Below are 14,849 nucleotides of genomic sequence, written 5' to 3'. Positions count from 1 at the left end.
TTTAAAAGGACTTCTATAGGGAAGAATCCTTTTTTTTTGTGATTTTTAGTAGTTCTAACAAAACTCTATGTAAATACTCATAGACTAAGAACAACGAATGGTAAATATAACATAATTGGTATTTTTTATAAAATAAGGCAGGTTATTTATTGACTATTTATTCCAGGGTGTTTAATATTGTAATTGGAAAATAGATTTGTTTTTATAAGTAAATATCCTTTAATGTAATTTTAAGGAATTTTTACTCTGGGGTTGTGGAGAACATTTTGGGGGCGTGATATGTGATAGAAATTTGTTTAATTAAAGTACCTGTACATATTTCAAATTATTCTGAACTAATGAATTTTGTATGTACAAAAAAAGCAAGAAGAATAGAAGCTTACTTAAATAAAATAGATGCATATAGATCCTTAATAGCTGAATTGTTGATGAAATACTTATTGATGAAGCATTTAAAATGTCATCCTTCTGAAATAAATATCCAAACGAATACATATGGGAAGCCATACTGTATCAATGGAGATTATGAATTTAACATTTCTCATTCAGGTGAATGGGTCATATGTGTCATTGGCAATTGTGATGTAGGAATTGATATTGAAGAGATGAAAGCTAATTATGATGATGAAATAATTAAAAATTATTTTTCACGTATAGAATACGCTTCGTACAATCAAACGCCAACTGAAAGGAAAAAAGAACATTTTTATGATTTATGGACTTTGAAGGAAGCTTTTGTGAAAAATATTGGATTAGGTTTAAGCATTCCTTTAGATTCTTTCTCCATAGAGACTAGTAATAATGAAATTTCAATTGAACAAAATATTAGTCCTTATCCTTATTATTTCAAGCAATATAACTTGATTAATGGTTATAAAATTTCCGTATGCAGTAAAATGAATGAATTTCCTTCAGAGCAACAACTAAAGATAAAAGAGTTTTCGGCTTTAGAAAAATATTTTTTGAATAATCTGATAATAGAGGAGGATAAATATTATGAGTAAATTAATACCTCAAGTTTTAAATCTTCTTAAAAATAAAGAACTAACAAAAAATGCAGCGAAACAAATCATTGAATCGGTGAATGAAATTAAAAGTGAGTCTAAACCGAAAGTAGATAAAAAGATCGCAATTATCGGAATTTCTGCGGAATTACCTGGTGCTAAAAATTTTGATGAATTTTGGAATGTTTTAAGCAATGAACAGGACAAAATAACAGAATTAAGTGATAGTAGGAAAGCGTTGTGTGAGGGATTCCTTGTTAATAATATGGAAAAACTTAAAATTTCAAAGGAGAAGCCGTTTTGGGATGCAGCATGGCTAGATGAAATTGATAAATTTGATGCTGGATTTTTTAATATTTCAGCTGCTGAAGCAAAAGTGATGGATCCACAACAGCGTAGATTCCTTCAAATTGCATACCAATGTTTTGAAGATGCTGGTTATGCAGGGAGTCGTATAAAAAATTCAAATACAGGTGTTTACATTTCAGCAGCTATGACCAATTACTCTGAAGGATTGGCTGAATTCACACCATTAAGTGTTCCAGGTAATATTCCTGCTTTTACGGCCTCAAGAATTTCTTATATTTTTAATTTAAAAGGACCGTCTTATGTTGTGAATGCTACCTGTGCCTCTTCAATGTTGGCAATTCACGAAGCCTGTGTGGGTTTAATGAATAATGATTGTGAAACGGCATTAGTCGGTGGTGTTAATATTTTTCCTTATCCAATAAATAGTGAAAAACTTTTTATGAATGCTGCGGGTATTATGTCTGAGCAACAAAAGTGTAAGCCATTTGACGACTCAGCAAGTGGGATAGGAAGAGGAGAAGGGGCAGTAGCGCTGTTATTAAAACCTTTAGATCAAGCAATAGAAGATAATGATAATATCCACGCTGTTATAATTGCCTCTAAAGTAAATAATGATGGTACTTCAGCAGGTATTACTGCACCAAATCCTAAAGCACATGCAGATTTATTAGCCGAAACTTGGGATTTAGCTGGCATTAAGCCTGAGCAAATTGACTATATTGAAGCGCATGGGACAGGTACTCATTTAGGTGACCCTATTGAAATACGAGGCCTTCAAGAAGCAGTTGAACGAAGTAATAATGATAAACAATTTTTGCCAATTGGTTCTGTGAAGGGAAATATTGGCCACTTACTTGATGGAGCTGCAGGTTTATCGGGTGTAATCAAAGCGCTACATGTAATAAAAAAAGGAATAGTTCCACCTACAATAAATTTAGTTGAACCAAATACACATATTGATTTTGTCAATTCTCCAGTTTTTATTCCGACATTACCATTTAATATTAAAAAAAATAAAAAAGAAAATGAACCTATTGTAGCTGGTGTAAGTTGTTTTGGCTTTAATGGTACAAATGTACATTTACTATTAGAGGAAGCTCCAACGAAGACTGAAATCCATAAGAAAGATCATAATAAAAAAGTATATGTTATTCCTTTTTCTGCTAAATCTGAATTATCTTTGCGAGGCACTATTGAACATTTCTCCAATTTAACTGGGGATATGATTAATATAAGTGATTTAGCATATACGATGTGTACAGGTAGGGAGCATCATGAAATAAGAGTAGCCATTATTGCTGAGACAATAGACGATCTAATAGCCGCATGTAAAAATTTAATCAATCTTGATATGGCTAATTGGGAAAAAATTATTGATATGACAACCCATGACGATCACAATATCAAAAAATTGGCAGAAGATTTTATTACAGGTGAAAAATGTAGTTGGCATAAACAATTCCAAGATGAGAAGAATTATAAAATTTCTTTACCTACATACTACTTTGATGAGAAATCTTATTGGTTACAGAGTGAGGCTGGCGTAAAGGCTATAGAGGTAAAAGGAAAAACAAATCTTGAAGAAATCATTCGTTTAGCAGAAATAATCCTAGAAACAGAGAATATTAAGCAGACGGATAGTTTTATATCAGTAGGTGGAAATTCTCTTTCAGGGCTACAATTTATTACTCGTTTGAAAAAACAATTTAAGAGAGACTTTGTATTAGATGATGTATTCCTTACATTTGAACAACTAAGTAAACAATTAAACAATGATCATTCAAAATCAACAGAGGAAATACCTCAAATTAGTGTTGAAAATCATGAATATCCATTATCATACGGTCAAAACAGATTAAGCATTATAGAACAATTAACAGATCAAAAAATGGTTTACAATACTCCGTTTATTTTTAAAGTTAACGGGTTAGTTGACATTGAGAGATTACGCCAAACATTCGATTTACTTTCACAGAGACATGAATCGTTAAGAACAGTTTTTGTAAAGCATGAGAATGGAAATAAACAGAAAATACTGCAAAAACCAAACTATTTATTTGAATACAAAGATTTTCATTTAGAAGATAATGCTGAAGCAAAAGCTATGGATCAAATAAATCGTTGGAAAGAAACTCCGTATGATTTGGAAACGGGACCCCTTTTAAGAGTATTTGTATATAAAACAGGAAAAGATAAAAGTCTGTTTGCTTTAATGATGCACCATATTATAGTAGATGGCTGGTCATTATCGCTATTATCGGATGAACTTTTCACTTTGTACAATAGTAATAATATACATGAAACATTGCCACAAATAGAAAATACGTATGTAGATTTTGCTGCATGGCAACGTGAAAATATAGAAAGTGGTAGATTTAAACAACATGAAGATTACTGGCTTCATACATTAAGCGGAAGTCTTCCGATTACCGAAATCACAGGCGATAAATTAAGACCAAGTACTTTCCGCTATACAGGAAAGCTAAAAAGGTTTGATATTAGTGCTACATTAGCAGATCAATTAAGAACTTTTGCTAATACACATGAAAGTACATTATACATGGTTTTAGTTTCAAGTGTATTTAAACTTATTAATCAGATGACTGGAGATACGGATATGGTGATCGGAACACCAGTATCTGGAAGATTGAATGAAGAATTAGAGAAAATTATTGGTTTATTCACAAATACTATCCCATTAAGGATTAATTATGAAGAACAGGATGATTTCCTTACATTATTAAGAAATGTCAAGACCATGTTATTGGATAGCTTTAAGCATCAAGAATATCCTTTCGATTTATTAGTGGAGAAATTAGATTTACCTCGAGATACTAGTCGTTCACCTTTATTTAATATAAACGTGGCACTTCAAAATTTTAAATTTAAAAATACGACATCAGCTTTTGACGATGCAGAATTAACACCTATTGTTTCTGAACACAAAACTAGTAAATGGGATCTTGAATTCGAATTCGTTGAATTACCAAGTGGAGAGTTATTCTGCAACCTTGAGTATTATGACGGTGTATATTCATCTAAGTTTATTGATTCATTAATTGAAACGTATTTACAAATACTGGAAATGGTTTTACATGAGCATGAATTAAATAACACCGATGTAGAAAATAGTAAAAGTGTTATAAATGGTCAATTTGTCGAAGACGGCAGAAACTTTTTAAAGACCATTTTAATGATGGCAGAAAAGAACCCACAAAAAACAGCATTAGAAGATAACGAAGGTTCATTAACATATCAAGAGTTGGTAGATAGAAGTAAATCAATAGCAAGAAAATTATTGAACAGCAACAGTGAAATCAAAAATATTGTCATTATTTCTGACAATAATAGAACAGCCATTTTAGGTATTTTATCTTGTTTAATGAGTAATGTCACATTTATACCTGTATCACCTAAAAATCCAAAAGCAAGAATTGAATCTATTATCAAACAAAGTCAAGCTAACGTTATTATTTCAGAAAAGAAATTCTATTCATTGTGTAATAGGCTGTTATTTGAAAATGACAATATTCAAACGGTTATGGTGTTAGGAGAAACAGATTTAGATCAGTGTGCTGTTGTTGATTCAAGTGAATTAATGAACGAATCTTTGTGGAACTATTTTGCAGAAGGGCAGAAAACAGAAATAGAGGCTAGTGGTTGGAATAGTAGTTATACAGGTGAAGCTTTCAGTTCCTTAGAAATGCAAGAGTATGCGGAAAATGCAGTAAACAAAATAAGAAAGTATTTACCTCAAGATTCAAATGTATTAGAGCTTGGATGTGGCTCAGGTTTGACAACTTTTGCTCTTGCTCCATATACGAAAACATATACAGCTATGGATTTATCTTCCTCCATTATCGAGAGGAATAAACAGATTGCTCAAAAATCTAACTTTAACAATATTCAATTTGACATTTCCAAGGCTCATGCCTTTAAGAAGTTTGAAACAGCATTAGATGCGGTTGTCATTAATAGTGTTATTCATTGTTTCCCGAGCTATGGCTATTTAAAGGTGGTACTTCAAAAAGCTATTGACTCTTTAAAAGAGGGCGGAATCATCTTCTTGGGAGATTTATTAAATATCGATAAAAAAGATGAATTTGTCTCTTCTTTACAAGCATTTAAAGAAGAAAATATGGATAAGAATACTAAATTAGATTGGGATACAGATTTATTTATTAATGAAGAAATTTTAAAAGAGCTTCTCAGTGATATCGGTGCTGATATACAAATTGAATGTTCTGAGAAGACATACACTGTAAGCAATGAGCTAAATCAATATAGATTTGATGCTGTCATCATTGTTAAAGAGAAGAGCGCAAAATATAAACAAAGCAGCTCTAAAAATATGCTAAGTGAAGCAATTCATCTAGACGAGCATGTAGAGATTGAGTTAAATTCTTTTGCTAAAACTTCTCCTGCATATATTCTCTTTACATCCGGTAGTACTGGAAAACCAAAAGGTGTAGTTGTTTCAGGTAAAAACCTTAATAATTATTTGAACTGGGCTACTGCATACTATTCACCTACTGGAAGATCGTTAAATATGCCATTTTTCACTTCAATATCTGTCGATTTAACGATTACTTCCATGTTTATTCCGTTAATAACGGGTGGAAAAATAATATGCTGTGAAGGAGAAATCGATCAGGCTTTTGAAAGTGTAGCCAAAATAAAAGAAACAATAACGATAAAAGGCACACCTAAACAGATCCAGTATTTAATTGAGGATGAGAGATTTGCACCAAATGTAGAGTGCTTCATCCTAGGGGGAGAAGCTTTAGATATATCATTATGTAAAACGTTGAGAGATCAATTCCCTTATGCTCGTATCATTAATGAATATGGGCCAACTGAAGCTACTGTTGGAACGATTTATCATGAAGTAACAGAAGAAGATTTACATTCAGATTATATCCATGCGCCAATCGGATTACCGATTCATAACACTTCTGTTTACATTTTGAACAATCAGAATCAGCTAGTCCCTTCATATGGTGTTGGTGAAATCGTATTAAGTGGTGAGAGTGTTGCCCTAGGCTATTTGGGAGAGTCTAATTTAACTAGAACTAAGTTTATAGCTAATTATATTAATCATTTACACTCAGGCTATTTATATAAGACAGGGGATTTGGGGCAAGTATTGCCTAACGGAAAAATCGTTTGTTATGGACGTAAAGATAATATGGTTAAAATTCGTGGCCATAGAGTGGAGCTAGAAGAAATCGAAAGATATTTGCGAGAAATCCCAAGTATTAAAGATGCTGTGGTTAAATTATATAAAAATGAATCTGGTGAACAGCTGTGTGCTTACTTAGTCAGTCAGCAAGAGATTAATCAAAGAGATATTGAAAAGTACCTTTTACGATATTTACCAGAATCTTTAATTCCTACGTATTATCAAAAAATAGAACAAATTCCAATGGCTAATAGTGGAAAAGTAGATAGACTTTCACTGCCAAGCCCTGAATTATACGACGACAGAATAGTTCAGACAGATGATATTAGTAGTTTGACAGAGGTTGAAAGAGAGTTGCTGTCTATACTAAAAGGGATTTTAAGTGACCGTCAATTTAACATTGATTCTGATTTCTTTAAAATTGGAGGAGACTCCATCAAGGCATTAAAGTTTATCTCAAAGGCAAAGGAAAAAAATATTAATTTGAAAATTGACCATATCTTTAATTGTAGAAGTATTCGAAAAATCGCTATGAACACTACTAAAGAAATGGACATTCAAAAAGAATGGCAGGAATTAAGTTCTAAGGAGATTCCACTTGCTCCAATGCAAAGATGGTTCTTCCAACAAACATTTAAACATGCCCACTATTGGAACTTATTAATGTCAGTAGAATTGCCTGAGAAAGTGGATGTGGCTGCTTTAGAAAAGTCTTTCCAATCAATTATTTCGGTTAATGAGAGCTTGCTGACATGGTTTGATGTGAACGAGAGCAAACCAAAGGCTTTTGTTGAACCAAGCTTAGTCAACACATTTAAGCTAATTGTGAAAGATCTAAAATTAACACCTCCAAGTAGGCTAAAAGAAGAAATTGAAAAGATTCAATTCCAATTACAAAATAACTTTAATTTTGGAAAGGTATTACCAATAGGAGCAGTAGTGTTCCTAACATCTAAGAAGCCTATTTTAACATTCTTTATTCACCATCTAGTCGTTGACGGAGTTTCATGGAGGGTTCTATTAGAGGAATTAGAAAATAATTATGTAGCTATTGTAAATGGTGAAGATAAGATCAGCTTCCCTATGACGCAATTTTCGGATTGGATAGGAGAATTGTATAAAAAAGAATTACACACGAATTATTCTTATTGGGAAAATATAGATGTGGAAAATGTACATCCATTATGCATTCAGCCTGTCAGAAAAGATTATTTATTTAAGGATCGATATCATGTAACGAAAACGCTAAGTGAAGAAAGTACAAAGCAATTTTTAAATGCTAGAAAACATTCAGAAATTTATAAACCTGATGTTCTTATTGCCGTAACATTTGCTCAAGCGTTTAGTCAACTATTCGGTCAAAAAGATGTGTTATTTAACTTTGAAGGGCATGGACGAGATAGTCGCCAATCAGCATTAGATCTTAGTAGAACAATAGGTTGGTTTACTACGATGTATCCGCTACAGGTGACAATAAATACTGTCGAAGAAATGCTTTACACAGTTGGACAAGCATTGAGCGAAATTGGCAGTGGACTGGACTTTATGATAGCAAGGTGGATCAAAGAAAATAACAACATTACGCATATTCAACCATCAATATTGGTCAATTATTTAGGGGATTTTGATAACGATATTAGTACTTCCACAAATAGTAAAAATGGAGGGAACGGAGTGCTACAGTACTCCTCAAATCTTCCTCAGGCCCCTGCTATTCATCCTGATAATGAACTTTCTAATATTTTGGAAATAAACATTTTTATTTTGGATGGAAAACTTAATCTAAGCTTAGAGGTAGATACACAAGTGATTAGTAATGAAAAAGCTCAACATCTCTTATCTAAGTTTGAAGAAGCTTTGGTTGAATGTAGTGGAAATGCAAAGGAGCCCCAAAGTACATGATAACTTATTTTAGCAAACCAACAAACAGAGGATTTACAATCTTTTTAATGGTTGTAGCTACTCATTTTATATCTTTATTAGGTTCTTCTGTTGCAAGGTTTGGGCTTGGTGTCTGGGCTTACCAAAGTACAGGTCAAGTATCTAGTTTTGCGGTCGTTTTAGTTGCGGGATTTCTACCAGCAATTGTGTTATCGCCTTTTATAGGAATTTGGATAGATAGGAAAGGTCCACGATTATTAATATTACTAGGAGATATTATTGGACTAATTATTTCTTCAATAATTTTCTCCTCCCTTTTACTAGGGAATATAAGTATGGTTCATGTAATTGCTGGTGCTATATCTCTTTCTATAGTTAGCTCTATGCAAACACCAGCATTACAAACATTAGCACCTAACCTAGTGCCAAAGGAAAAGTTATCTAGAGCTAATGGTGTATTTTCCATGGCATCATCGACTAGTGATGTTCTGGGTCCTGTTATTGGTGGTGTAATAATGGGATTTGGAAGTATTATCTATATCATTGGGGCAGAGCTAGTTACTTATTGTATTGCCATTCCTATTCTCTTAATACTTTGGACAAAATTAAGCGTGAAAGAGAACAGTGACAATGAAGATAGCAATGAAAATAACTCCATTTTAGGTGATCTAAAAGATGGTTTCAATTATTTAATCAAGCATAAATCACTTCTTACGTTAGTGTTACTATTTACGGTTTTAAATTTTGCACTAGGGTTCAATCAAGTAGTTGGACAGCCGTATATATTGAGCTTTGGAACCGTTGAACAATTTGGTTTACTAAGCTCTATATATGGAGGAGGGATGGTATTAGGCGGAATACTAATGTCATTCATCAAATTGAAGAAACACATCATATGGTTAGTACTAATTTCGAATTTTGGTATTGGTGTTTTTATAACGTTAACAGGGTTATTCAATAATATGCTATTAATTGCCGTTTTTTGGGGTGGTTTAGGGTTATTACTGCCAGTGGTTAATACAGGTACACTAACTTTAATTCAACTTCATACGGAGCCCAATTTATTAGGAAGAGTTTTTTCAATTGCTAGAACATTCGCTTGGATTTCATTACCCGTCGCTTACATTTTAGGAGGAATACTTGCTGATAAATTAGTTGCCTCAAACGTAAATATTATCCCTTATTTAGGTAGTGGAGAACGAGGAGTGTATGGGACACTACTCCTACTAGCTGGAGGCTTAATTATATTAACTGTGGCAATTTTCGCTCAACTAAAATACATTAAAGACTTTGATAGGAGAGAAGAAAATGATGTACAGCACAATGTCTAAAAAAATATTAAGTTTAGTAGAAGAAAATAAGTTGGATACAAATTTAGCATTAAATTTACTAGATGAAATGGAAAAAGAAACAAGTGAACCACTCGCAATTGTTGGTATGTCTTTAAGATTTCCTAATGTCTCAAACCTGGATGATCTATGGACAGGTCTCATAAATAAAAAGGATTTTGTGACTGAATTTTCAAAAGAGCGTTTTGATTTAATTGTTAATTCTAACCCTAAATTGCATGACATGTATAACCATTTGAAAAATAATTTAACGAATGATCCAAGATCGTATGGCTCATGGCTAACGAACATTGAACAGTTTGACCCTGAACAATTCGGATTGAATGAACATGAAGCTCAATTTATGGGGCCAGCGGAGCGTTTGTTTTTACAGGTTGCATTAGAGTCCTTGTACATGGCAGGATACAAGGAAAATCATCTAAAGGATTCAAATACTGGCGTATTTATAGCGCATACTCCTCATCCTGCATTTGATTATTTAAATTTATTTGAAGAAAAAGATGAGCGGGCTTTTATTTCAAATATACCTGCTAATCTGGGCTATCATTTATCATATGCATTCGATCTTAAAGGTCCAGTTATGACAATTAATACGAGTTGTTCCTCTTCTTTAGCCGCTGTTCATGTTGCTAAAAATGCGCTTAAGCAGGGGGATTGTAACTTAGCGGTAGTCGCTGGAGTGAATTTGAATTTATTTCCTTATTGGGAAGAGGAAGCGCCTGATTATGTTGTAAGAAGCACAAAATATAGATGTTCACCATTTGATGAAAGTGCAGATGGAATTATCGGAGGTGAAGGGGTTGCTGCTATTGTTCTAAAGAGATTATCTGATGCCATAAACGACAATAATCACATTCATGCTGTTCTAAAGGGTTCAAGTATAAGTAGCGATGGTGCATCAAATGGGATGCAAGTTCCGAATCCTGACGCTCAATCTAAAGCAATCATGGATGCTCTGGACGATGCAAAGTTATCATTTAATGATATTGATTTTGTTGAGGCGCATGGCGCAGGTACTCAAGTAGGTGATTTACTCGAAGTAGAGGGACTTAAAAAGGCCTATCTACAAAAATCAAATAAGACTGTTGAATGTCAATTAGGTTCAATTAAGTCGAATTTTGGCCATATGGGTGATGCTGCAGGTATTGCAGGATTAATAAAAGCTGTACTATCCATCGAAAAAAGAACAGTTCCAGGTCTTAATCATTTTGTAGCAGAAAATCCTAAAATAAGCTTCAAAGAAACACCGTTCAAAGTCAGCTCAGAAAATAAAACGTTTGATGAGCATAAAATTTTAAGAGCAGGTGTTAATTCAATAGGCATAAGTGGCACGAATGTTCATGTGGTACTAGAGGAGTATCGACATCATAAACAGGAGCAAGTAACTGAAAAACTGACACCGTTGTTTATTTCAAGTAAAACTCGTAGAGCGCTTTGGGATCAAATAAAAACCTTAGCTAGTCATCTTAAAAATAATGAAAATTACAGTATTCAAGATTTAGCCTATACATTAAATAATAGAAGAAGCCATGAACAGTCTAGAGTATGTATTTTTGCAAGCGATTGTCATGAACTACTTCGAAAAGTCGAAAGATTATTAAATGTAAGAACATTTGAAAAGGTCCCGAAGAATTTTTATACACAAGGCATATTTTTAGCTGATGAACATGAAACACAAGTTGATAGTATTAAAAATCTAGATGAATTTACCGCTTCATCATCAGCAGATAAAGCGCTAATGCAGCGATACTTAGAAGGTAACAATGTTACAGAGGAATGTCGCGAATTATTTAAAGATGGGCAATTACTTCCGTTGCCAGTCAGTATTTTTAATACAAGAAGAATATGGCCATCTAGTAAAGAGGCATTCCAAAATCAGACGAAAGAGCTATTTTTCGAAAAGAAATGGTTATATTATCCTTATGATAAGACGACTACTGATGTAGCATTAAAAGCAGGATCAACTTGGCTTTTCTTTGTGAATAAAGATGATGAAAATATAGTTGAGCTAAAAAATAGAATGGCTGCTTTAGGTATAAAAATAATTGAAGTACTTGAATCAGACAAATTTGTAAAATATACAACGGAACAATATGGTATTGACATAAATTCCGAAAAAGATATGTATAAGCTGTTTGAAAATATAGGTGTGGATGAATTAAGGAATTTAAAAGGGATTATCCATTCTTACACATTCAAGCACTTAGATGAAACAATGGAAACAAAAGAAAATATGGAGAAATCCCAAGAAGAAGGTATTTTCTCACTATTCAATATAACAAAGATGTTATTAGAGTTTGAAGTTACACATCCAATTCAATTAAATGTCATGTCGTCATTAACAGAGCAAGTTCAGGACAATGAAAAAATAATTCCTGCTAGGGTAACAACTTTTGGCTTAGCGAAAGTTATCTCACAGGAACAGCCGACTATTTCATCCTATTCGATCGATCATGATTTAGACGGAAGTTCTCAAGACATTGCTACACAATTATTAAAAGAGTTACAACAAGATAAAGATCATCGCCCAGAATTAGTGGCATTTAGAAAATCAAAAAGATATACAAAAGTTATTGAAAGACAAAGCGATGATTTTAATGGTAATGAAATTATAGTAAGAGAGAATGGAAACTATGTTATTGCAGGTGGTACAGGATATTTAGGTGTTCAATTAGGGAAGTTTTTAAGTGAAAAGCAAAATGTCAATATAATTTTATTAGCTAGAAATTTATTACCAGACCGAATGGAATGGGCAAAGATTATTGAGAATAATCAACCAGAAGATGAAATGTTGATTTATAAACTGACGTCAATTATGGAGATTGAAAGTCGAGGTTCTACAGTTACAATCTTGCAGTGTGATGTGACAGATGAACACGCTGTTAAAGAAACATTTGCGAAAATTAGACAAGATTTTGGTGAAATCAATGGAGCGTTCATGTTAGTCAAACAACTTTACCATCTATGGATAAAAGAATTAACGCTTAGTCAATTCAAAAAAGGTATTCATAACCGAGTAATCGGCACTTATTTAGTGGAAAAAGAATTAAATCCAGAGCCATTAGATTTCTTTATCCTATTTTCTTCAATCTCTTCTTTAATGGGTACAAAATCTGCAAGTGAATGCTGCGCTGTGAATCAATATTTAGACTCAATGGCTGGGTATTTGAATCAAAAAGGAATCAACGGCAAAACGATGAACTTTACGTTAATACTAGACGATAAAAAAGATTTTGGGAGTGATACGGCCATACCTCCAATTGATTTTGTAGATTTCCAAAATTCATTGAACTTATTTTTCACTAAAGGCTATGAATGGAGTCTGATTTCACGTTTTGATTTAGAGCAAGTCCATTATCTTAAACCAGTTATTAAAATTCCATTTGGCGAGCGTTTTTGGAACGAAGTAGAGCGCTTTAATCAGTCAAAAAATAATCAAAACGAAAGTATTTCAACGGAAGAAGTAGTAGTGAAAAGTGAGTTTACACTATCTGAGATTGAAGCGAGTATACGTGAAATTTGGAAAACAGTTTTAGGTATTTCAACGATTAAAGAAATTGATAATTTCTTTAGTTTAGGAGGAAGTTCTTTAAGTGCTTTAAGATTTGTTCATTTATTTAAAAATAAATTCATTGATTTAAAATTTGAAATCTCTGATTTATATAGTAATCCTACATTCCAAGACCAAATTGTATACTGCGATCATTTTTATAATGCCAAAGATGAATTAAGCGATATTCTTGAGGCATTTGAAAGTGATGACATTTCATCAGAAGAGGCACTATCTCTACTATTGAATAAGCATTGAGTTGAAAGGAAAATGACTATTAACATTGGGAGGGATATCGTTTGAACACTGCAATTGTATTTCCGGGTCAAGGTTCACAATACGATTCTATGGGACAAGAATTATACAAAAATTATCAAATAGCTCGTGATCTGTATAATGAGGCTAGCGATATATTAGGCTATGATTTATTGAAAGCATGTGAAAATAAAAATGGAGAACTTCGTAATACGGTAATAGTTCAGCCTGCAATTCTAGTTTATAGCATTGCCTGCTGGGATATATTTAAAAAAAATAATGATGTAAAAAAACTCTATTTAACTGGACATAGTCTAGGTGAACTGTCGGCAGTAGTTGCTGCCGACGGAATCCCTTTTGCCAAGGCAGTTGAATTAGTAAAGCTTCGTGCAACTGCTATGAGTGAATGTACTCAAGATGGCGGTATGGTTGTTTGTTTTGGACTTATTGGAGAAGAAGTGGAGGCAGTATGTCAAAGAATAGATACTGACAATAATCATGTAACTGTTGCAAACTTTAATTCGACAAATCAAATCGTACTAAGTGGTCATAAAAATGCATTGGAGCAGGCCTCCATTGAGTTACAGAAAAAGGGAGCGGTTACAAAGATATTACCTGTTAGTGTTCCTGCTCATAGTAGACTCATGAAGCCAGCAGAAAAAAGATTTCAAGCAGCTCTGCAACAAACACAGATGAATGATTGTCGATATCCTATATTTTCCTGTGCTTCAGGTCAACTATATAGTAGGGCTGACGAAATAGCAGATCAATTAAGTAGACAACTTACGGAAAGTGTGAGATGGCCAAAAGTTATGGACGTGCTCATTAATAAAGACGTTGGCACATTTATTGAGATGGGTCCTAAAACGATTCTAACGGATATTATGAAGATGGAATATCCTGACTATCGGGCAATACCTGTTAACGAGAAAAATGGCATCCATTCTATTTTAAATAATCTTAATGAAAATACATTCAAAGTAGAAGAAACTATCCACTTTTTACAAGCGTGTTTAAGAGTTATTATTGGGACTCCTTTTAAAGAAAAAATCGATAAGCAGGACTTTGAGAAAGAAATCCATTCTCCCTATCAGATCATTAAACAGGAATTAAAAGAGATGAAAGAGAGCAAACACATGACAGTGGAATCTCATCGAGTTGCAAGTTTATCTCAACAATTTTTTTCCATTTTAATGCATAAAGGGTTTCCTAAAAATGAAACACTGGAATTTCTAAAATTATCAATCGCAAATCCAAATTTATATTCTAAATATCTAAAAATTAATGCTTCTAAATAATTTGTTAGATTGGGGTAATAG

Annotated in this window: 5 protein-coding genes; all 5 read left to right on the top strand. The window is 33.1% G+C overall.

What is annotated here, in order from left to right:
* Positions 1-281 precede the first annotated feature (281 nt).
* The 5 genes from NV349_RS12755 to fabD are packed head-to-tail and all read left to right on the top strand — an operon-like array spanning position 282 to position 14,828.
* The gene (locus NV349_RS12755) at positions 282-1,004 is read left to right on the top strand and encodes a 4'-phosphopantetheinyl transferase family protein (RefSeq protein WP_271910124.1); all 723 of its coding nucleotides are present in this window, start codon (positions 282-284) and stop codon (positions 1,002-1,004) included.
* Positions 997-8,397 carry a condensation domain-containing protein gene (locus NV349_RS12750; protein WP_271910123.1) on the top strand — a complete coding sequence of 2,467 codons (7,401 nt, stop codon included), beginning with the start codon at positions 997-999 and terminating at the stop codon, positions 8,395-8,397. The genes NV349_RS12755 and NV349_RS12750 overlap by 8 nt, the downstream gene beginning before the upstream one ends.
* Positions 8,394-9,707, top strand: coding sequence for an MFS transporter (locus tag NV349_RS12745; RefSeq protein ID WP_058844580.1), 1,314 nt, complete (start codon positions 8,394-8,396; stop codon positions 9,705-9,707). The genes NV349_RS12750 and NV349_RS12745 overlap by 4 nt, the downstream gene beginning before the upstream one ends.
* Positions 9,685-13,533: a beta-ketoacyl synthase N-terminal-like domain-containing protein gene (locus NV349_RS12740; protein ID WP_271910121.1), complete on the top strand. Its 3,849-nt coding sequence runs from the start codon at positions 9,685-9,687 to the stop codon at positions 13,531-13,533. Before NV349_RS12745 ends, NV349_RS12740 begins: the two co-directional genes overlap by 23 nt.
* Before the next feature lie 41 nt (positions 13,534-13,574).
* Positions 13,575-14,828, top strand: a complete 1,254-nt coding sequence (fabD, locus tag NV349_RS12735; RefSeq protein WP_271910120.1) for an ACP S-malonyltransferase — start codon at positions 13,575-13,577, stop codon at positions 14,826-14,828.
* Positions 14,829-14,849: the final 21 nt, after the last annotated feature.

The organism is Lysinibacillus sp. OF-1, assembly GCF_028356935.1.
Taxonomy (GTDB): domain Bacteria; phylum Bacillota; class Bacilli; order Bacillales_A; family Planococcaceae; genus Lysinibacillus; species Lysinibacillus fusiformis_D.
This window is presented reverse-complemented; position numbering and strand designations above follow the sequence as displayed.

Excerpts from the sequence above, each read along its gene's own strand:
- NV349_RS12745 (WP_058844580.1), top strand. The coding sequence starts at position 8,394 with ATGATAACTTATTTTAGCAAACCAACAAACAGAGGATTTACAATCTTT.
- NV349_RS12740 (WP_271910121.1), top strand. The coding sequence starts at position 9,685 with ATGATGTACAGCACAATGTCTAAAAAAATATTAAGTTTAGTAGAAGAA.
- NV349_RS12750 (WP_271910123.1), top strand. The coding sequence starts at position 997 with ATGAGTAAATTAATACCTCAAGTTTTAAATCTTCTTAAAAATAAAGAA.